We start from the raw sequence: 20,137 nt of genomic DNA, 5'->3' as shown, positions 1-20,137 counted from the left end.
GTTTTTGAGATGGACTTTTTTCCTCAGGAGTATTACGAGTTTTTTGTTGTATTTAATGAAGGTGACTATTATACAGGGCATGACCTATTAGAGGAGATATGGCTGACAGACCGCAGCAACTTGTTCATTAAAGGCTTGCTGCAGATGACAGTCGCCTTATATCATTATGAGTACGGCAATGTCAAAGGTGCGCGAGAAATGATGAAAGCCGCGAAGTTCTACCTGACACCATACAAACCTCATTTCTGGAAATTAGATTTAGAACCTATTCTTCATTTTATCGAACAATGTCTAGATTTAATGCCTTTACATATAGACAGAGTTCCATTCACAGCATCAAACACTCTTCCTGTGCTGCCGAAATACTATATTAATTTAGAAGAATAAAACAAGATGAATTCGAAATATTCTAAAAGAAAGAGTATAATGAGTCTAGAAAGTAAGATTATGAATAAGGGGGAACTTTAACGTGTTTACAATAAAACATCCATGGAATGCTAAAGAACAAGAAGAAGTCCTACTGGTCGGTTTATTTCAAGAACCTAAACTTTCAGGAGTAATGGCAGATATAGATGAACAGCTTCTAGGTCATATTACCGAACTGATTAAAGACGGAGACCTTTCGAATAAATTAAAAAGTATAAATAAATTAAATACGCTGAATCAGATTGGTACAAAGCGCATTTATTTTGCTGGCTTAGGAAAACGAGAAGAGCTTACGTATGATAGAGTGAGAAATACGTTTGGAAGAGCCGTTCAAGAAATTTCAAAAGAGAAAAGAACTCATTTTTCAATCCTTTTAGATACATTTAAAAGTGATCAAATTTCAATGGAAAAACTTGCCCATGCTTTTAGTGAAGCGGCAGGGACTTCGGCTTACCAATTTGAGAACTATAAAAAGAAATCTAATGAACCCCAAAAAAGACTGGAGCAAGTTACGGTTTATACAGAAAATAGTGAAGTGGAAGCTGGATTAACAAGTGGATATGCATATGCGAAAGGTATTAATCTCGCACGAAATCTAGTTAACACGCCAGCTAACTTGCTGACCCCAACAGATCTTGCTGCTGAAGCCATCGATGTAGCACTAGAATACGGAATGGAGTACGAAATCTTAGAAAAAGAAGACATGGAAAAGCTGGGTATGGGAGGGATTCTTGCCGTAAGTCAAGGATCTGATCAACCGCCAAAGTTGATTACAGTAAAATACCAAGGACGAAAAACCTGGGATTCTGTGGTTGCATTAGTTGGTAAGGGCTTAACGTTTGATGCCGGCGGATACTCGATCAAACCAGCATTAAACATGCATGAGATGAAAAGTGATATGGGTGGTAGTGCCGCTGTGCTGGGTGCCATGGAAGCTATTGGCCGATTGAAGCCTGAAATAAACGTAATGTTTGTTATTCCGTCTTCAGAAAACCTTGTAAACGGATCTGCCATGAAGCCAGGTGACGTTATCACTTCATTAAGCGGCAAAACGATTGAAGTACGTAACACCGACGCTGAAGGACGCCTTATTCTTGGTGATGCCATTACTTACGCAAAAGAACAAGGGGCGGAATTCATCGTTGATGTTGCAACGTTAACAGGGGGCGTATTGGTAGCCCTTGGAGATTGCACAACAGGTGCCTTAACGAATGATGAAAACTTCTATGAGCATATTAAGCAATCAGCTTCAGATGAAGCAGAACTTTTGTGGCTGCTCCCTAGTTTCCAGCCATTTAAAGACATGTTGAAAACAAGTGATGTCGCTGATCTTAATAACGCCACTGGAAGACTGGGGCATGCGATCACAGGGGGATTATTTGTAGGTGAATTTGCAGAGAAAACACCTTGGGTACACTTAGATATTGCTGGAACAGCGTACTCATCAAGAGCATCTGAGCTTGGTCCTAAGGGTGCGACAGGAGTAATGGTCCGAACATTGACGACATTTGTTAGAAACTTTAAAGCGTAAAATAAAAAGGGGGCTGAATCTATCATGATTCAGTCTCCCTTTTTTTATTGACACAGTTCGACAAACATGTTAATTTGTTAAAGGTTTAACAAATTAGCGATTTAGCGAAATAAAGCAATAAAGCTTTCGAGGAGGAAATAAAGATGAATGCTGTGGTATTAGCAGTAGCAGTTATGCTGGTACTAAGCCTTTTACGTATACATGTAGTTGTTGCTTTACTAGTAGGTGCACTTACGGGCGGAGTTATCGCCGGAATGGGACTTACAGAAACGATAACCGTATTTACCGAAGGGTTAGGATCCAATGCAGTTATTGCACTAAGTTATGCGTTATTAGGAAGTTTTGCTGTGGCTCTGTCACGAACGGGACTTCCGGCTTTGATGGTTAACAAAGCCATCTTGCTAGTAGGGAAAGATGGAGAAACGAGAAAAAAATCTCTATCGAAAGTTCTTATTCTTTTTGTCATTTTAATGATTTCATCTTTTTCTCAAAACCTGATCCCTGTTCATATCGCCATTATTCCAATTTTCATTCCGCCGCTTCTGCATGTTTTGAATGAACTTCAGCTAGACAGACGTCTAGTAGCAACAGTTATCACATTTGGTTTGATAACTCCATATATGTGGTTCCCAGTAGGTTTTGGAGGCATATTTCATGAAATTCTTCAGACAAACATGAAGGATAGCGGATTAACCGTAAAAATGGATCAAATTCCAACAGCGATGACAATACCTTCACTAGGTATGATCGCAGGATTGTTGATTGCTGTTTTTATTACGTATCGAAAACCCCGCAGCTATGAAAATAAAGTTGTCGGCTCTTCTGTTTCGGAAGCAGCAGTTTATACTAAAAGATCAATTATTACAGCAGTTCTAGCAATTGCTGCAACTCTTTTCGTACAACTCCAGACTGATTCAATGATTTTCGGTGCTCTTTCAGGTATTGTGCTGCTCTATTTTAGCGGTCAATTAAAATTAAAATCTTCAGATGCTGTTCTAACTGAAGGTATGAAAATGATGTCTTACATCGGTTTCGTTATGATTTCTGCTGCAGGATTTGCTGCGGTAATGCGTGAGACAGGTGAAGTTGAGACATTGGTAAAAGAAAGTGCTGCATTTATTGGTAACTCTACAGCCCTTGGAGTGTTGCTAATGTTAGTGATTGGCTTGCTTGTAACAATGGGGATTGGTTCTTCATTCTCAACGATTCCTATCATAACAACGATATTTGTTCCGCTTGCAGGCGAGTTAGGTCTTAGTGTAATGGCGACAATCGCGTTGATTGGAACGGCTGCAGCACTAGGAGATGCAGGTTCACCAGCATCAGATAGTACACTTGGACCAACATCTGGTTTGAATGTAGATAATCAGCATAATCATATTTGGGATACGTGTGTTCCAACTTTTCTTCATTACAACTTGCCATTAATCGCATTTGGTTTCATCGCGGCGATGGTGTTATAAGTTAAAAGACAGGCTCTTTTAGAGTCTGTCTTTTATTTTGCCTCATTTCTAAAAGATTGTTGTTTCGGAAAGCAACCTCATCTAATAGCAACAATGTTTACGAAAACAGCCTTTATTTTTTTACAAAAGTACACATCCTATTTATAAGGAGGGATGTAACAATGGCGAAAAGAAAACATGCTTTAGATGCAGCGGCAAAAAACAATATGACACCGACAGAAAGTATGACAAACGTAGAATTTTCAGATGAAAAATTTGCAGACGAAATCCCAAAAAGAGATACACAAAGTCCGCGGTCTAAAGGAAAATAAGCAAAAGCTGGCTCAACTGAGCCAGCTTTTTTGCTTTATTCAAAGAAATTCAGTTCGGGTACCCAGTGCTTCATGTGTGACTTGATCTCGTCATAAGATTTTTTCATTTCAGGCAGATCTTTCATAGGATGGATAACGAAAGAACGATCCACATAAGTCGGAAGGAATTTAGGTTCCGCCAGACCGATTGTGATTTCTTCACCTTTTACATGTTTTGTTACAGTGAGTTGAACGATGCCGCCGATATCTTTAAAATTCCTTCTTTGACCAGATAGGAAATTCCCTAATGAATAGGCAACAAATGTTTTTGAGCCGTCACTTGCGGTTTCCCATTTTACTGGCTGAAGGACGTGAGGATGATGTCCGATAATAATGTCACCGCCAGCTTCTGTGACAACTTTAACGATTTCTTCTTGAAATTCATTAGGCATTCTCTCGTATTCGTTGCCAAAATGCAAAGACACAACAGATACTTCTGACAAATCTTTGGCTCTTTTTATGTCATTTTTAATTTTTTCTGCTTCGATTAAATTTACAAGATGATCTTTTCCAGCTGGTACAGGTATTCCGTTAGTGCCGTATGTATAGCTTAAAAAGGAAATCGTGATATCGTTCTTTTTCATGATCCTGATGTTCTGCTGATCGTCTTTTGAAATATATGCTCCTGTATACATAACTTCAATATCGTTCCAATAATTTAACGCGCTTAGAATAATCTTTTCTCCGCGGTCAAGTGTATGGTTATTTGCTAGCGTAACAATATCAACACCATTCTCTTTTAAGGCATCACCCACTTCGTGAGGAGAATTAAAAGATGGATAAGAAGATAACCCAAATTGTGTACCGCCTATCATCGTCTCTTGATTGGCCATTGTAATATCAGGCTGTGTCAGATAGGGTTTTACCGGTACAAAGTTTGGATTGAAATTATATGCGCCTGATTGCTGTTTGGCTTTATTATAAACAGTGTCATGAATTAAAATATCACCGACAGCAGCAAGTATAAGGCTCGTCGTTTTTTCGACTGGCTTTTCAACGGCAGGTTCAGGCTCTTTCTTTTTTGGCACGGCCGTATTTTCTTGTTTGGGTGCCTTTTTCTCTTCTATCGCCTGTAAATCTGCGTTATTATACATATATAAGAGTGCAATGGTAATAAAGAAAGCGGAAATTATTCCGGAAAACCACAAATAACGTTTCACTGGCAACACCCCCTTGGCTCTATCATAATGGAAGATGAGGGGAAAAGTATATGTCTTTTTACCTTGTATTGAAAACGGTTACAAGAACTAGTTGCAGGAGGAATTAACAAGATGACCCAAATCACAGCGGAAACAGTAGAACTTTTAGATCAGAATGATGAACTGGCTTCTTTTAAAAACGAGTTTTATGTGAAAAATGATTCGATATACTTAGACGGAAATTCTTTAGGTCTTTTGTCAGTACGAGCTGAACAGTCTTTATTGGACGTTCTTAACGATTGGAAAGAGCATGGAATTGACGGCTGGATGGGTGGGAAATACCCTTGGTTCACACTGAGTGAACAGCTAGCTGAAAAGTTAGCAGTATTAGTAGGTGCAGAAGCGAAGGAAGTAATCGTTACCGGATCAACAACAGTAAACCTGCATCAGCTGGTGGCTACATTTTTTGAGCCAAAAGCAAGCAAGACGAAGATTTTAGCAGATGAGCTGACTTTTCCGTCAGATATTTATGCACTTCAAAGCCAGCTGAAGCTTAAAGGACTTAACCCTGAAACAGAACTGGTTCAAGTAAAGAGCAAGAACGGTATGACTTTGGATGAGCAGGATATCATTGATGCGATGACAGATGACGTTGCTCTCATCGTGCTGCCTTCTGTTCTATACCGCAGCGGTCAATTGCTTGATATGGAACGATTGACAAAAGAGGCGCATAAACGAAATATCCCGATTGGATTTGATCTTTGTCATTCAATCGGTGCGATTCCTCATGACCTGTCTAAATGGGGCGTTGATTTCGCTTTATGGTGCAACTATAAATATGTAAATGCAGGGCCTGGGGGAGTAGGCGGTATTTATGTAAACAAAAAGCATTTCATAAGAACACCTGGACTTTCGGGATGGTTCGGAAGCAAAAAAGAATCGCAGTTTGATATGGATCATACTTTTGACTCAGAAGAATCTGCTGGCGGATTTCAAATTGGCACTCCGCATATGCTCAGTACAGCGCCTTTAATCGGTTCGCTTTCAATTTTCGAAGAAGCGAAGATTGAAAGGATCAGAAGTAAATCATTAAAACTCACAACATTATTAATGGATCTCTTAGATCAAGAGCTGAAAGATGTATTTAAAATTGTAAATCCGCTAGACGATGCAAGACGAGGCGGACATGTAGCATTAATGCATAACGATGCAGCTAGAATCTGTAAGGCGCTTAAAGATAATGGCATCGTTCCTGACTTCCGTGCTCCTAATGTGATCCGACTTGCTCCTGTTGCTCTTTACAATTCGTTCCGTGATGTTTATGATGCTGTCCACATTTTAGCTAAAATAATGAACACTCGTGAATATGAGAAATATGAAAATAAACGGGAAGTTATCGCATAAGGAGATTTGAAGAGTGAAGATATTTGATATTTCTATGCCGCTATATAATGGTGTTCCTGGCTGGCCAGGAGACACTCCTTATACATTTGATCTAGCTTGGACGAAAGAACATTCGGGATCTGTTAACGTAGGCAGACTTGAAATGAGTACTCATACTGGCACACATATCGATGCTCCTTTTCATTTTGATAATGAAGGGAAAAGAGTCATCGACCTGCCTCTTGATCTATACACAGGTCCCGCTTTGGTGATCGATGTTACTGGTGCTTTGGAGATTACAATTGAAAGTGTAGAAGGGAAACTTAAAAACGGCACAAAACGTGTGATTTTTAAGACGAGCTGCTGGAGTGACCGTACTAATTTCCCGGAACAAATCGTCCCTGTATCTCCAGAATTGGTTCCATTTTTAAAAAAGCATGGAGTAGGTCTGATTGGAGTGGACATGCCGTCAGTAGATCCGCTTGACAGCAAGGAATTGCAAGCACACCATGCGCTTCATCAGCATAACATTCATATTTTAGAAGGGCTTGTGCTCGATGACGTTCCAGAAGGCGAGTATGAACTGATCGCGCTGCCTCTTCCGTTACAAGATGGAGATGGCAGCCCTGTGCGCGCTATTCTCAAAGAAATATATTGATCTTTATGTCTCTTCTCTCAAAAAGATTGTTGATTTAGGTTCACTTTGTTCGTTCTCTTCATTGAAAAGTTGATTGGAGTGCCAGGTGCGTGCCTACTACTTGAAAAACTTCTAGCAAGGCATGCGACGAGGAAGCTCACTTCAGTAGCATTTTCTTGTAGACGCAGGAGCAGAACGCTTCCTTGAATGATTATCTTTTAAGGGGGCTCACCGCACGCCCCGCGGAAAGCGAGCATCCTGTAACGGAAATCAACCACTTTCAAAAAGCAACAAGTTTGTATTACAAAATGAGCCAAAAAAAATCCTTCTTTAAAAACAAGCACATTTTTATGTGTTTGTTTTTATGTTAAACAGCATTTTTTGAGATTTAGATGGATGTTCCTTATAATAGGAAAGAGATGCTTATTGGAGGAAAACTATGTTTAAGTATGGTTTTACAAATTATTTTGAAGGAAAACTAAACTTCACTGGCTATGAAATTAATCAGGTAGGACCATGGTTAAATGTTTATATCTCATTTGATATTGAAAATGTGGAAATTCTGCCTGAAGGATTAAATGATCCAAGTGCACTTGCCGTATATGATAAAGACGGTGAGCTTCAGGAAATCATTGCACATGATGAAGGTGTGGATTGTGAGTACAAGTTTACGGATAAAGAAAAAGAGCAGATAGCTAGCTTTTTACAATCAATAAATAAAAAAGAGTTGATGAGAGGGAGTGAATGATATTGAAGATCACAGGAATTGAACCAACGCCAAGCCCGAACTCCATGAAAATAAATTTAGATGAGACACTGCCAGGAACAGAGCGCCACAATTATACAAAAGACAATGATCAGAACGCACCTGAATTTATTCAGGAAATCTTGAAAGTAGAAGGGGTAAAGAGCATCTATCATGTTGCTGACTTTATGGCTCTCGACCGGAATCCCCGTTCGAAATGGGAAGATATTTTAGCCGGAGTACGAAAAGTATTTGGACAGGAAGAAGAAGCGGCTGCAGAACAAAGTGAGGAAAAGGAAGAAGAAATCACTGAAATTACAGTTCTTATTCAAATGTTCCGCGGCTTGCCGATGCAGATTAAGCTTAAGACGGAAAAAGAAGAAAAACGTGTTGGACTACCTGAACGTTTTGCAAAAGCAGCACTTGCAGCTCAAGATGCTTCAGATAACCTTGTAATGGAGCGGAAATGGGAAGAACAAGGTGTTCGTTATGGAACATTTGATCAAGTAGGAAATGAAGTAGCCGAAGAACTGTCAGCCGTTTATCCGCAAGAACGTCTTGATCAGTTAGTAGAACAAGCGTATAGCTCAAATGAGGACAAAGATGTAGAGGAAGAGGAAGTTTCCACTACCGAGGTTGCTGAGAAACTTCGTGACAGTGACTGGCAGACCCGGTATGCGGCACTCGAAAGAATGAATCCGACACTAGATGATGTAATGGTTTTGAAACAAGCTTTAAAGGATGAAAAGCCATCCATCAGACGTTTAGCAGTTGTCTATTTAGGAATGATTGAAGATGAAGCTGTTCTACCATTATTGTATCTTGCCTTGCAGGACAAAAATGTGTCTGTAAGACGAACAGCAGGTGATGCCTTGTCCGATCTGGGCAACCCAAAGGCCATTCCAGTAATGTGTGATGCACTCTCTGATAAAAACAAATTAGTTCGATGGCGTGCAGCACGTTTTCTTTTTGAAGTGGGAGATGAGACAGCAGTTTCAGCATTAAAAGCTGCTCAGGATGACCCGGAATTTGAAGTAGCTTTACAAGTGAAAATAGCTTTAGAGCGCATTCAAAGCGGTGAAGAAGCAGCAGGAACGGTTTGGCAGCAGATGACAAAGAGCCGTGAACAATAAAGTTTTTAAAAAATAAGAGGCTGACTTTTAAGTAAAAAGTCAGCCTCTTTTTATTTGGAAAATAAAAAATTCAGGCTGCCAAAAGTCAGTTCACCTGAGTTTTGGAAACAGCACATTATTGTGATATCCCAGATTCCGAAATTTTCAGGTTATATACAACCTGAATATCTGTATTTTGATATTGATCAAGCCATTTTTTAGAATTGAAGCCCCTTGTTTGTGAACGTACATGTTCCCCGATACCGAGTGGATCTATATTTAGATCTTGAAATTTACGGATTAACTCGCTGGCATTATTTTCAAGTTCTTTTTTTATGGTATTTTCTATTCCTTTTACTACTTTTGGATCACCCGCATTAACCTTTGTATACTCAGTTAAGCGGCCTTTTACATCTACTGCAATCATTACTTTCTGATGAGGTTTTTTGATAATTTTGTAGTGCAATTTACTTTTTAATATTTCGAGATTGCCTTTGTAATTCTTCGATTTGAACTGGTAGCTTCCTTCGTTAAATTTTTGATACAAAGTTTTAAAAATCAGGATTTGATGTTCATTTATTGTGCCGACCATCTTATCATTTTTAAAAAGAGCAAGCCCTGTAATCTTAACAGCATTGCTTTTCTTTGATAAATATGGCATCACAGGATCCATACAATCGGCAAAAAAAGCGTATAGGAATGTATGGAAATTTAAATACGGCAGATTAGAATAATTTTCATTTTGTTTGATCAAGTTGCTGAAATAGTTGCCGTCCAAGTTTATTTGATCATAATCATCGGATAAAACACTCTCAGCACTTTGTTTAGTGATACCCAGATAAATAGCTCTTCCTACACCGGGATCTCTTTGCAGCGTATCCAGTGTTTCCATGATTCCTTCCCGGGCAAGTTTCTCGCTGAACAACACCGTATTTAGCTTACCAACAAAGAGAGGTCTCGCTGTCATTTCATTTAGTTCGTTTCTAATTTCTTTTGACGTTTCTCCAGATGCAGATAAATATTTCATTTTAAAAGTTTGTTCGTTAATAAATATCGGATAATTGATTGTACCTTTTATTTCATTGTCTTTTGATGCTTTATCAAATCCAAGTGTTCTTACGATTGTAATGTCATCCAAAATCTCTCTTTCTGCACATCCACTTAATAAAAAACACATAAAAAGGAGAATTATCTTTTTCATTTGTTTGCTCCTTTTTTAAAAATACTTATTATAAAAAGCAGCGGTATATAGGCATAAAACAAATAATATCCCATTTTTCCTGTATAGTTATTTAGTTCATCTACTTGAAAGCGGGTTGTGAAAAATGCAGGAGCAAGAAGTAAAATAAGAGAAACGGGAAATACGGATATTCTGATCTTAATATCAAACACCCTGTTTAATCCGCGGCAAGAAGCCCAAAGTGCCAGTGCAAGGTTGATGAGGATAACAATACCGAAAAATGAAATTCCTATATATTCAAATCGCTCGATAAAAGGGAAGGTAACGATCTTCCATTCTTGAAGAGTCGGCCACGTTAACCCCTGCAGCTGCTTCGGACTGAAATACATCAGTGTTGAAATGGTTGTAATGAGATAAATAACCGTGGTAGATGCTGAACCAAAATGAGCCCATTTTTGTGCTTTTTTTGGATCTTGAATATGAGGATAATAGGCAAGTAAATATTCAAAGCCAATAAAACTTAAAACCATCACTTTAAACGCCTGATAAAAATCCCCTAACCCATGATCGAGAAAAGGCATTAGATTGATTACATGTCCATGTTTTATAGGGAAGTAGTGAGTAAACAAAATCCATACAGTTAAAACAAAGCTGAAAAACGCAATACCTGTAATAACGCGAAATCCTTTTGATACGATGTAATAAGCTAAACCTGCAAAAATCAGAGAAAGTGTCCACGTTGGTAAACCTGGAAACATCCAGTTTTGTACTGCTTCAATAAATGTGCGAAGAACTACAACCGCAGTAGCCAGGTAATACAGGGAAAGCATCATACTTAGCGGTATTGACAGCCATTTTCCAAAGAATTGATGGTGGATATTAAATATATCTCCGCCATGCTTGTTTAGAATGGAAAACATCATCCAAATAACGAGATGGATGCCTAAGCCTCCCACTATAACAACAAGCCAGCTGTCCTGATTAACAAACTTCGCTATATATCTAACAAAACCAAGGATTCCAACTCCAACTTGTGCACCAATAACTAAAAAGAAAACGAGTTCTGGTGCAATTTTGGCGTTTTCATGAACTTGAGGCGGAAATTTACTTTTATTCAAATTCATCAATATCCCTCTTTTTCCACCAGCTCATTTTTCGTTTTTCTTTGACCTTTAATTGTTTAGGTCTTTCTTTTTGCACATAAAAGGGCAATCTTACAAACGAATCCTTCCAATCAGAAAGTCTTGGAGGATATATAGGAGCAAGGTATGGTCTTCCTAATGATGTTAAAGCCAGCAAATGTGAAATAATCATCATTAATCCCAGTGTTAAACTTAGGAGTCCCCAAAACCCTGAAAGAATAATCATCGGAAAACGAACAAGCCGGATCGCATTGCTCATTCGATATACAGGAGTCGTAAAGGAAGCAAGTGCTGATAAAGCGACAATGATTAAAAGAACGTTACTAGTTAAACCTGCTTCAACAGAGGCTGTTCCAATTACGATCCCCCCAACGATACCGATCGTTTGGCCGACTTTTGTAGGCAAACGAGCTCCAGCTTCTCTTAATAATTCAATAGTCAGTTCCAGGAATAAGGCTTCAAGTACAGGTGGAAAAGGGATGTCTGTCCTTGAAGTTGTGAGCGTTGTTAAAAGATCATCTGGTATTAATTCAGGGTGATAGGTGATTACGGAAACATATAAAGGTGTTGCAAAAATGGAAAAAAATACGGCGACCATTCTCATTAAGCGGAAAAGAGAAGCAATATGCCAGGATACAAAGTAGTCATCAAATGCCGAAAAGAATTCTAAGATCGAGACAGGTCCATAAACACCATGGGGAGAACCTTGTGTTATGAATGCAACCTTGCCTTCAATTAAAGACGCAACAATTCTGTCAGGTCTTTCTGTATCAATAAATTGCGGAAAGATAGACATTTTATTGTCTTCGATCATTTGAATCAAATAAGAGCTATCCAAAATGTGATCATATTCTATTCCAGCTAACCGATCCTTCAATGTCTTAACATTTTGTTCGTTCGCAACATCCTTTAAATACAGAACAGCCACTTTTGTTTTAGTACGCAAACCGATTTCGATAAGCTCAATCTGCAGAGCAGAGGTTGGCAGCCTTTTTTGAATCAGCACCAAGTTTGTTTCTAAAGCCTCATTAAAAGCTTCTTTTGGGCCGATGACACTAAATTCTACTTCTGGGACACTTATGGCTCTGACGGTTTGTTCCTTCATTAGGTGAACGAAAATCATCCCTGTAGATGAACTTTTCTTTAGTGCGACACATCCCTGCAGAACCATGGCATTAATCGTTTTTTTATCAGGGTTTTCATTCCAATGTTTATTTCCAAATGGAAGCTGCTCATACATTTCTTTGCTTGAAAGCATCTTATGGTCTTGTAAGAAACGAAGCACCTCTTTATTAAAGCGTTCTTGTGAGATCAAAGACTCAATATAACCAGATTCCCAATCCGAAATACCAGTTTCTTGCCAAAGGATATTGTTATCTAACTGTTTATTTTCTTTTTTTTCTGCAATGGGGTGGGATTTTATTGACTTTCCTGTTTTAAAGAATCTCATGGCTTTGCCCCATTTGGCTGTTCGATAAAACGGAGAATTTCTTTTGTGATCTCTTCTGGTTTTTCTTCCATGACAAGATGGCCGCATTTTTCATAGACAATGAGTTCGGCGTTTGGGAGATCGTGTTTGAGCCTATAGCCAGTTTTCAAAGGAATAACTCGGTCTTCCTTACCCCAGATCATCAATACTGGCTGGGTTACCTCTTTTAATTCTTCTGAACTCATATCTCCTTCGCGGTGTCTTAAAAGCCGGATTAAACAATTGATAAAAGCCGCTTCACTTATAGGTTTGCTGTATCCGTCGATCATTTCTTGTGTGACTAATTTTGAATCATGCAAAACTGCCAATAGGTTTTGTTTCACATCTTTTTTTTGAATCCAGCTTTTCATTCCCCATGTAAACAAAGGTAAATAAGAGCATGCGATTAAAGAACGGCTCGCTCGTTTTACATAGGAACAGCAACCAAGGAGAATAAGCTTTTTAATTCGTTTAGGTGCTTTTCTTGCTGCATGCATGCTAATCTGACCGCCCATAGAATGACCGATTAATATCACATCTTGAATGTTAAGCTTGTCTAAAAAATCAATGATTAATTGTCCATAGTTACTAAGCTTATAGATAAAGCTTGTAGATTTTTCACTTTGACCGAACCCCGGCAGGTCAAGAGCAATCACTTTATATTCTTTTGTCAGATAGGGAAGTAATTTTCTGAAACTGATTGTAGACGATAAAAACCCATGAACCAGCACAATTACTTTTGCAGTAGGGCTTTCATGATCGAAGTATTCGTAATAGATTTCCACATTGTTTACATTTAACCGATATCCAGGAACAAATGGATGCTGTTTATTTACGGCCATGAACTTTCACCCTCCGTCCGCAAAAATCTTATACGTAGTTTTACCAAAGCTCCCTAAGATACAAGGTGTAATTATTTCCTTTATTTAAAGGTTGTTTTATCCCGGAATTCCAGCAGTCCAATCAAAATTTGTGCGTTTGTCTCTATTCCTCTTTACCTGCTTCGTACATATTTTAATAAGGAGTAAGAACGCATAAAGAAAAGAAATGAAGGAGGTAGCAGGATGGCATTTCCATATTATCCTTACTATTACCCGTATGCAGGTGGCTACGGTTATGGGGGCTATGGCTACGGTTGGATCTGGGCTGTAATAATAATCTTGTTTATTCTCATCTTGATATTTGGTGGCTGGTGGTGGTGGAACAACAGAGATTAACAGATTAAGGCTTGGAGGTAGGGTCTTCAGGCCTTTTTTTGCTTAAAGTATGAATGAAACGTTATGCGGGGATAATGAAGTAAAAAATGGAGAGATGATATGCACAGTCGTCAAACAGTTCGCTATATTTGTGAAGAGTATACTAGCGGAAACTGTTATTACTACAAAAGTGAAATTATTACACATGACAATTGGAAAAATCTTGACTCCCTTTCCTGGTCAAGGCCCCGTCCAATTTCAAAGAGAACCTTTTTGAAACAAAAAAAAGCGGGCTATAAGACAGAGCATAAGTTTATTAAAAAAGAACCTGCTGTAGTCATAGCGTTGCCTCAATTGTAAAACCGCCTTATTTATGGCGGTTTTGTTCTGTTCAAAAGGCTGTTTTTGTAACATATTGCTGTTAGAAGAAGTGCTTTGAGCGAAAAAGGAAGATTTGGAGCGAAACTAGAGGTAGTTTGAGTGAAATGAGAGGATCTTGAGCGTAAGTCGGCCTATTTGAGCGAAACTCAACGAATCTGAGCGAACGTGTAATAAATATAAAAACACGTACCGTGAAATTTCATCAGCAAAGGACAGGAGATTGAGGCTAAAACCTAAGCAAATATTAGAAAAAAGGATTACATATATTCAGCTGATGGGAATACAAGTCATAAGAGGCTATAAAAAGGAGTGAACGAAGTGGATAAATTTCGAATTGCCAAGGACACGTTGGGTGAAGTGAAAGTTCCAAAAGATGTTTATTACGGCGCCCAAACTCAGAGAGCGGTAAATAATTTTCCAATAAGCGGTCTTAGACTGCCTTTTTCTTTTATTAAAGCTCAAGGAATCATCAAAGCCAGTGCTGCTGCTGCCAATAAAGAATGCGGAGTTTTAGACACTAAAAAGGCTGACAGTATTATTGAGGCTGCTGAAGAAATCATCAATGGGAAATGGAACGACCAATTTGTTGTGGATGTGTACCAAGCAGGCGCCGGTACCTCGCAAAATATGAATGTTAATGAAGTCATCGCATCAAGAGCAGCTGAGATTCTAGGCGGAGAAAAAGGGGATTGGAGTCTCGTTCATCCAAACGATGATGTAAACATGTCACAGTCTACAAACGACACCATTCCAACAGCTATACATATCTCAATTGCAGGTCAGCTATATGAAACACTGTATCCCGCTATAGATCATTTACTAGAAGTCTTGGAAGAGAAAGAAAGAGAATTCCATTCTGTTGTTAAAGCAGGACGAACTCATTTGCAGGATGCGGTACCGATCAGGCTTGGAAGTGAATTTAAAGGGTATAAAGGAGCTGTTCTGTCTGTTAAAAACGCTTTAAAAGGGGCTGAAAAGTATTTATTTGAACTTGGATTAGGAGGGAATGCAGTAGGAACGGGAATTAATGCCCATGAAGATTATGCAGTTTTAGCAATTAAAGAGATTGCGAAACGGACGAACCTTCCATTCGCACAAAGTGAAAACACGTATATGTTTATGCAAAATACAAATGCTGCGATCCGTATCAGCGGCCACCTGAGAGAACTAGCGATTCATCTTATAAAGATCTCAAGCGACCTGCGGCTGTTGAGCAGCGGACCAAGAACCGGACTAGCAGAAATAACCCTGCCGGCGGTCCAGCCAGGTTCTTCTATCATGCCAGGAAAGATCAATCCGGTTATTCTAGAGAATTTATATATGATTTGTTCACAAGTTGTTGGTAATGATTCCTGTGTGACTACTGCAGCGATTGGAAGCCAGCTTGAAATCAATCCAATGATGCCTGTAATAGGTTATAACGTTTTGCAATCCATTACGATAATAAGCAATGGAATGAATGTATTTACGGATAAATGCTTGAAAGGGATAGGCGCGAATAAAGAGAGAATTAAAGAGTGGCTGGATCAAAGCCTATCTCTTGTAACAGCATTAAATCCTCATATTGGATATGAAAAGGCAGCTGCACTGGCAAAAGAAAGCTTTGAAACAGGGAAAACGTTAAAAGATCTTTTAATTGAAAAAGAATTATTCACACCAGAAGAAGCAGACCGTATTTTAGATCCAAACTCAATGATTTAATAAAATGTTGTAACTTTTTTTTGTTTTTCTCGACAAATATAGTACAGATTCCTTGTTTTTCATTTTTTTAACAAAAATGTAGTGAATAGTTAAAATTAGGCGTTATAATTAAGAGGTATTTCACAAATAAAGGTATTGATTTAATATATCGGAAAACCTTTAAGTGGTGGAATACGTGAAAAACTTGTTATTTGAACTGCTTTTTTTGGGAGGAACTTTAAAATGTGCGGCTTTATTGGATATATGTTAAATACACCTGAAACTGCTGAGCAGCAGGAAACTGAAAAATTAATTGAGATGACAAACATCATTACACACAGAGGTCCGGACGATAGCGGACACTTTGTTGATCAATATGTCCGCTTTGGATTTCGCCGTTTAAGCATCATAGACCTAGAAAGCGGGAAACAGCCTTTATCTTATGAAGACGATCGTTATTGGATCATTTTTAATGGAGAAATCTATAATTATGTTGAAATAAGAAAAGACCTTGAAGAAAAAGGCTTTGAATTCAAAACTCACTCTGATACTGAAGTCATACTCGCTCTTTTTAGTGAAAGACGCGAAGAGGCAATGAAAGAACTTCGAGGGATGTTCGGGTTTTTAATCTGGGATAAAGAAACAAAGGAGCTTTTTGGTGCTCGCGATCCATTTGGAATCAAGCCGTTCTTTTATTTAGAGGATGAAGAGGGCTTGTATTGTGCATCTGAAAAGAAAAGCATCACTCTTGCGAAACAAGAGCAGCAAATTGATGCTGAAGCACTGCATCACTATTTAACTTATCAATTTGTTCCTGAACCGATGACTTTAACTAAGGGAATTAAGAAACTCGAACCAGGGCATTATTTTGTTAAAAAAGCAGGCAGACCTTTAAAGATAAAATCATATTGGAAACCAAATTTCACTCCAAAAGATATGACACTTGAAGAAGCTAAAGATGAAATTCGTTCTGTTATGCGTGACTCCGTAAAAGTGCACATGCGTTCAGATGTGCCTGTAGGAGCTTTCTTATCTGGCGGTATAGATTCCAGTGCAATTGTAGCACTGGCTAGCGAACTTCATCCATCGCTGAAAACTTTTACTGTAGGTTTTGAAAGAGAAGGTTTCAGTGAGATCGATGTGGCAGTGCAAACAGCAGCCGCACTAAACGTCGAAAACATTCATTACTTAGTAAAACCTGATGAGTTTATAAGGGAGCTTCCAAAGATAATCTGGCATATGGATGACCCTGTTGCAGATCCAGCAGCGGTTCCATTGTATTTTGTGGCTCGTGAAGCTGCAAAGCATGTAACAGTCGTATTATCAGGTGAGGGAGCAGATGAGCTTTTTGGGGGATATAACATCTACCATGAACCACACTCTTTACGTCACTTATCTTCCATGCCAAAAGGAATTACAAAGGGTCTTGCTGCTATTGCAAGCGTATTGCCTGAGGGAATTAAAGGCAAAAGCTTCTTGGAGCGGGGAAGCATGACGATTGAAGAGCGCTATATTGGAAACGCCAAGATGTTTTCAGAATATGAAAAGAGTAAACTGCTGAAAGATTATCGGTCAGCCTATAACTATAAAAATGTAACGAAACCTTTATATGATCAAGCTGCAGCGTTTCATGATGTACACAAAATGCAATATATCGACCTTCACACATGGATGAGAGGGGATATACTCGTTAAAGCAGATAAAATGACCATGGCTCATTCCTTGGAGCTGCGAGTACCATTTTTAGATAAAGAAGTATTTAAAATTGCTTCAAGTCTGCATCCTAATCTGACCGTCACAAACGAAACTACTAAATATGCTTTAAGAGAGGCTATGCAAGGTATTGTACCTGAGTCAGTTCTTCACCGCAGAAAGTTAGGATTTCCTGTTCCAATCCGGCACTGGCTAAAAAATGAAATATATGACTGGGCTAAACAACTGATTCTATCGAGCGATACGGATCAATATCTTAATAAAGATGCGGTACTTAATCTTCTTGAAGGACACCGGGCTGCAAGAGGAGATTACAGCAGGAAAATATGGACTGTACTGATGTTTATGCTATGGCATCAGATAAATATCGAGAAAAGATACAATTTCGGAAAGAACGAAATGTACAATCCAAATATAGAGCAGGAATTAACATTGACTGGACGCTAACACTCCATTTATTAATTTTGCTTGTACTGTTTAGTTATGTTATACTTAACAGGTTAAAAAATAGTTAGGAGTGTTTTCATGAATTTTGAAGTAGGTAGCATTGTTGAAGGTAAAGTTACAGGCATTAAGCCTTTTGGTGCGTTTGTTGCATTAAATGATAATGTACAAGGTCTTGTGCATATTTCTGAAGTTTCCCATGGCTTCGTTAAAGATATTAATGACGCTTTAAGTGTTGGCGACGTTGTGTCAGTAAAGATTCTTTCTGTTGACGAAGACAGCAAGAAAATTTCACTTTCCATCCGACAAACACAAGAAGCACCAGCCCCAGCACCGAAAAAAGAGCGCCGTCCTGGTGGTTTCAACAACAAGAAAAGCACAAGCAACAACAATCAAGACGCTAACAAAGGTTTCAACACTCTTGAAGCAAAGCTTAAAGACTGGTTGAAAGAGTCTACAGATCGTCAGGCTCAACTTAATAAGCGCCTTAAAAAATAATAAAAAAACCTCTCATTTCGAGAGGTTTTTTTTAATGAAAATCTGATGATTAAACACGATTATGTTCAGGAGTTCTTTCCCCGCTTAATTCTTCAGATGGCTTAAATAACAATGTTAAACAATACAAACCAGATAGACCAACAAGTCCGTAAACAATGCGAGCTAAAGCAGCGTCCTGTCCACCGAAAATGGCTGCAACAAGGTCAAACTGAAAAAATCCGATTAAGCCCCAATTTATTGCTCCAACAATCACTAATGCTAACGCAAATCTCTGTAATCCACTCATTTAAGATCCTCCAGTTTTATTTATAAAATACTCCTTTATCGTTCCAAATTTTAACTTTATTTATACATACCCGACTTCTGCAGGATGAAACAACAATTACTGACACATCCTAAGTTTCGGTAAGCTTAATTACTTTACTTTTTAGGGATGAGTCCCACATAATACGATTTAAATGATGTAAGGAGGATTAATTGCAATGAATGAATTTATATATTACAACCCTACCCGATTAGTATTCGGTAAAAATCAGATTAAAGCATTGAAAGATGAACTTGGCCGTTACGGTAAAAAAGTACTTGTTGTTTATGGCGGGGGAAGTATTAAACGAAACGGATTATACGATGAAGTTATGAATGAGTTAAACGAGATGGGGATGGAAGTAAGCGAACTTTCTGGAGTAGAGCCTAACCCGCGCCTTTCGACTGTAAAAAGAGGAGTAGAGCTTTGTAAAGAAAAAAAAATTGATTGCTTATTAGCTGTAGGCGGCGGAAGTGTAATTGATTGTACAAAAGCGATTGCAGCAGGAGCAAAATATGATGGAGATGTTTGGGATCTCATCACTCTTAAAGCTCAGCCGCAAGAAGCCCTTCCTTTTGGTACAGTTCTTACATTAGCTGCTACAGGATCAGAAATGAATTCAGGATCAGTTATCACGAACTGGGAAACACAAGAGAAATATGGCTGGGGAAGTCCGTTAGTATTCCCGAAATTCTCAATATTAGATCCAACGTATACGTTTTCTGTTCCAAAAGATCAAACGATTTACGGAATTGTAGATATGATGTCCCACGTATTAGAACAATACTTCCATAATGCAGAGAATACACCTTTGCAAGACCGTTTTGCCGAATCGATTCTATTAACGGTCATGGAAAAGGCACCTAAGCTGCTGGAGGACCTGGAAAATTATGAACTGCGAGAAACCATTCTTTACAATGGAACGATGGCACTTAATGGAACCCTACAAATGGGTCTTCGCGGTGACTGGGGAAGTCATAATATAGAGCATGCTGTTTCTGCTGTATATGACATTCCTCACGCTGGTGGTTTAGCCATCCTTTTCCCAAATTGGATGAGACATAACGTAGATACTAATGTGCAAAGGTTTAAACAGCTGGCTGTCCGAGTATTTAACGTAGAAACAGAAGGAAAATCAGATAAAGAAACAGCTTTGGAAGGTATTGACCGTTTATCAGCATTCTGGACATCGCTGGGTGCTCCAAACGCATTAGCCGATTATGATATCGATAGTTCAAAACTTGATCTAATAGCTGATAAAGCAATGGCCAGAGGTGAGTTTGGCAACTTCAGCAAGCAAAATAAAGAAGACGTATTAAACATCTTAAAAATGTCATTATAAAAG

General features: G+C 38.6%; 19 protein-coding genes. 13 read left to right on the top strand and 6 right to left on the bottom strand.

The window, feature by feature from the left end:
• Positions 1-9: 9 nt before the first annotated feature.
• The 4 genes from UN64_RS02585 to UN64_RS20735 all read left to right on the top strand — a co-directional run bounded on the left by UN64_RS02585 (position 10) and on the right by UN64_RS20735 (position 3,731).
• Complete coding sequence (locus tag UN64_RS02585) at positions 10-387, top strand: DUF309 domain-containing protein (protein ID WP_077359533.1); 378 nt, start codon at positions 10-12, stop codon at positions 385-387.
• 82 nt (positions 388-469) lie between these two features.
• The gene (locus UN64_RS02580) at positions 470-1,957 is read left to right on the top strand and encodes a leucyl aminopeptidase (protein WP_077359532.1); all 1,488 of its coding nucleotides are present in this window, start codon (positions 470-472) and stop codon (positions 1,955-1,957) included.
• Between the two features lie 143 nt (positions 1,958-2,100).
• Positions 2,101-3,420 (top strand): Na+/H+ antiporter family protein, encoded by a 1,320-nt coding sequence (locus tag UN64_RS02575; protein WP_077359531.1) that lies wholly within the window; start codon positions 2,101-2,103, stop codon positions 3,418-3,420.
• A gap of 161 nt (positions 3,421-3,581) precedes the next feature.
• A complete protein-coding gene (locus tag UN64_RS20735) occupies positions 3,582-3,731 on the top strand; it encodes a hypothetical protein (protein ID WP_171978776.1) in 150 nt (49 codons plus the stop codon).
• A 35-nt stretch (positions 3,732-3,766) separates the two neighbouring features.
• Here the strand turns inward: UN64_RS20735 and UN64_RS02570 are convergent, their stop codons facing one another.
• The gene (locus tag UN64_RS02570) at positions 3,767-4,936 is read right to left on the bottom strand and encodes a CapA family protein (protein WP_425590085.1); all 1,170 of its coding nucleotides are present in this window, start codon (positions 4,934-4,936) and stop codon (positions 3,767-3,769) included.
• A gap of 105 nt (positions 4,937-5,041) precedes the next feature.
• On the opposite strand from UN64_RS02570, the gene kynU reads away from it, so the two are divergent.
• The 4 genes from kynU (at position 5,042) to UN64_RS02550 (ending at position 8,807) form a co-directional block, all read left to right on the top strand.
• Entirely contained in the window at positions 5,042-6,313 is a 1,272-nt protein-coding gene (kynU, locus tag UN64_RS02565) for a kynureninase (RefSeq protein WP_077359530.1), read from the top strand.
• Between the two features lie 13 nt (positions 6,314-6,326).
• Positions 6,327-6,950 carry an arylformamidase gene (gene kynB / locus UN64_RS02560; RefSeq protein ID WP_077359529.1) on the top strand — a complete coding sequence of 208 codons (624 nt, stop codon included), beginning with the start codon at positions 6,327-6,329 and terminating at the stop codon, positions 6,948-6,950.
• Between the two features lie 418 nt (positions 6,951-7,368).
• Positions 7,369-7,677: a hypothetical protein gene (locus UN64_RS02555; RefSeq protein ID WP_077359528.1), complete on the top strand. Its 309-nt coding sequence runs from the start codon at positions 7,369-7,371 to the stop codon at positions 7,675-7,677.
• A gap of 2 nt (positions 7,678-7,679) precedes the next feature.
• Positions 7,680-8,807, top strand: coding sequence for a conserved virulence factor C family protein (locus UN64_RS02550; protein ID WP_077361087.1), 1,128 nt, complete (start codon positions 7,680-7,682; stop codon positions 8,805-8,807).
• Between the two features lie 115 nt (positions 8,808-8,922).
• Here UN64_RS02550 and UN64_RS02545 read toward each other — a convergent pair whose 3' ends face one another.
• Genes UN64_RS02545 through UN64_RS02530 form a run of 4 tightly spaced genes read right to left on the bottom strand, consistent with a single transcriptional unit; the run spans position 8,923 to position 13,418 of the window.
• Complete coding sequence (locus tag UN64_RS02545) at positions 8,923-9,987, bottom strand: Ger(x)C family spore germination protein (protein WP_077359527.1); 1,065 nt, start codon at positions 9,985-9,987, stop codon at positions 8,923-8,925.
• Positions 9,984-11,090, bottom strand: coding sequence for a GerAB/ArcD/ProY family transporter (locus UN64_RS02540; RefSeq protein WP_077359526.1), 1,107 nt, complete (start codon positions 11,088-11,090; stop codon positions 9,984-9,986). The genes UN64_RS02545 and UN64_RS02540 overlap by 4 nt, the downstream gene beginning before the upstream one ends.
• Positions 11,077-12,558, bottom strand: coding sequence for a spore germination protein (locus UN64_RS02535; RefSeq protein ID WP_077359525.1), 1,482 nt, complete (start codon positions 12,556-12,558; stop codon positions 11,077-11,079). Before UN64_RS02535 ends, UN64_RS02540 begins: the two co-directional genes overlap by 14 nt.
• Positions 12,555-13,418 (bottom strand): alpha/beta fold hydrolase, encoded by an 864-nt coding sequence (locus UN64_RS02530; protein WP_077359524.1) that lies wholly within the window; start codon positions 13,416-13,418, stop codon positions 12,555-12,557. Before UN64_RS02530 ends, UN64_RS02535 begins: the two co-directional genes overlap by 4 nt.
• A 222-nt stretch (positions 13,419-13,640) precedes the next feature.
• Here UN64_RS02530 and UN64_RS02525 point away from each other — a divergent pair, with 222 nt between their 5' ends.
• From UN64_RS02525 to yugI, 4 genes are all read left to right on the top strand, one after another.
• Positions 13,641-13,793 (top strand): sporulation protein YjcZ, encoded by a 153-nt coding sequence (locus UN64_RS02525; protein ID WP_077359523.1) that lies wholly within the window; start codon positions 13,641-13,643, stop codon positions 13,791-13,793.
• Between the two features lie 678 nt (positions 13,794-14,471).
• Positions 14,472-15,854 carry a class II fumarate hydratase gene (locus UN64_RS02515; protein ID WP_077359521.1) on the top strand — a complete coding sequence of 461 codons (1,383 nt, stop codon included), beginning with the start codon at positions 14,472-14,474 and terminating at the stop codon, positions 15,852-15,854.
• Between the two features lie 222 nt (positions 15,855-16,076).
• The gene (gene asnB / locus UN64_RS02510; RefSeq protein WP_077359520.1) at positions 16,077-17,993 is read left to right on the top strand and encodes an asparagine synthase (glutamine-hydrolyzing); all 1,917 of its coding nucleotides are present in this window, start codon (positions 16,077-16,079) and stop codon (positions 17,991-17,993) included.
• A gap of 78 nt (positions 17,994-18,071) precedes the next feature.
• Positions 18,072-18,488 (top strand): S1 domain-containing post-transcriptional regulator GSP13, encoded by a 417-nt coding sequence (gene yugI / locus UN64_RS02505; protein ID WP_077359519.1) that lies wholly within the window; start codon positions 18,072-18,074, stop codon positions 18,486-18,488.
• A gap of 49 nt (positions 18,489-18,537) precedes the next feature.
• Here the strand turns inward: yugI and UN64_RS02500 are convergent, their stop codons facing one another.
• Complete coding sequence (locus UN64_RS02500) at positions 18,538-18,774, bottom strand: DUF378 domain-containing protein (RefSeq protein WP_077359518.1); 237 nt, start codon at positions 18,772-18,774, stop codon at positions 18,538-18,540.
• Positions 18,775-18,970: 196 nt separating this feature from the next.
• On the opposite strand from UN64_RS02500, the gene UN64_RS02495 reads away from it, so the two are divergent.
• Entirely contained in the window at positions 18,971-20,134 is a 1,164-nt protein-coding gene (locus tag UN64_RS02495) for an iron-containing alcohol dehydrogenase (RefSeq protein WP_077359517.1), read from the top strand.
• Positions 20,135-20,137: the final 3 nt, after the last annotated feature.

The organism is Fictibacillus arsenicus (assembly GCF_001999465.1).
In the GTDB taxonomy this organism is placed as follows: domain Bacteria; phylum Bacillota; class Bacilli; order Bacillales; family Fictibacillaceae; genus Fictibacillus; species Fictibacillus arsenicus.
The sequence above is the reverse complement of the archived record's forward strand: the minus strand, read 5'-3'. Positions and strand labels throughout refer to the sequence as shown.

Coding starts and splice junctions, on each gene's coding strand:
- UN64_RS02585 (WP_077359533.1), top strand. CDS start 10: ATGGACTTTTTTCCTCAGGAGTATTACGAGTTTTTTGTTGTATTTAAT.
- UN64_RS02575 (WP_077359531.1), top strand. CDS start 2,101: ATGAATGCTGTGGTATTAGCAGTAGCAGTTATGCTGGTACTAAGCCTT.
- UN64_RS20735 (WP_171978776.1), top strand. CDS start 3,582: ATGGCGAAAAGAAAACATGCTTTAGATGCAGCGGCAAAAAACAATATG.
- kynU (WP_077359530.1), top strand. CDS start 5,042: ATGACCCAAATCACAGCGGAAACAGTAGAACTTTTAGATCAGAATGAT.
- UN64_RS02555 (WP_077359528.1), top strand. CDS start 7,369: ATGTTTAAGTATGGTTTTACAAATTATTTTGAAGGAAAACTAAACTTC.
- UN64_RS02545 (WP_077359527.1), bottom strand. CDS start 9,987: ATGAAAAAGATAATTCTCCTTTTTATGTGTTTTTTATTAAGTGGATGT.
- UN64_RS02540 (WP_077359526.1), bottom strand. CDS start 11,090: ATGAATTTGAATAAAAGTAAATTTCCGCCTCAAGTTCATGAAAACGCC.
- UN64_RS02535 (WP_077359525.1), bottom strand. CDS start 12,558: ATGAGATTCTTTAAAACAGGAAAGTCAATAAAATCCCACCCCATTGCA.
- UN64_RS02530 (WP_077359524.1), bottom strand. CDS start 13,418: ATGGCCGTAAATAAACAGCATCCATTTGTTCCTGGATATCGGTTAAAT.
- UN64_RS02525 (WP_077359523.1), top strand. CDS start 13,641: ATGGCATTTCCATATTATCCTTACTATTACCCGTATGCAGGTGGCTAC.
- asnB (WP_077359520.1), top strand. CDS start 16,077: ATGTGCGGCTTTATTGGATATATGTTAAATACACCTGAAACTGCTGAG.
- yugI (WP_077359519.1), top strand. CDS start 18,072: ATGAATTTTGAAGTAGGTAGCATTGTTGAAGGTAAAGTTACAGGCATT.
- UN64_RS02500 (WP_077359518.1), bottom strand. CDS start 18,774: ATGAGTGGATTACAGAGATTTGCGTTAGCATTAGTGATTGTTGGAGCA.
- UN64_RS02495 (WP_077359517.1), top strand. CDS start 18,971: ATGAATGAATTTATATATTACAACCCTACCCGATTAGTATTCGGTAAA.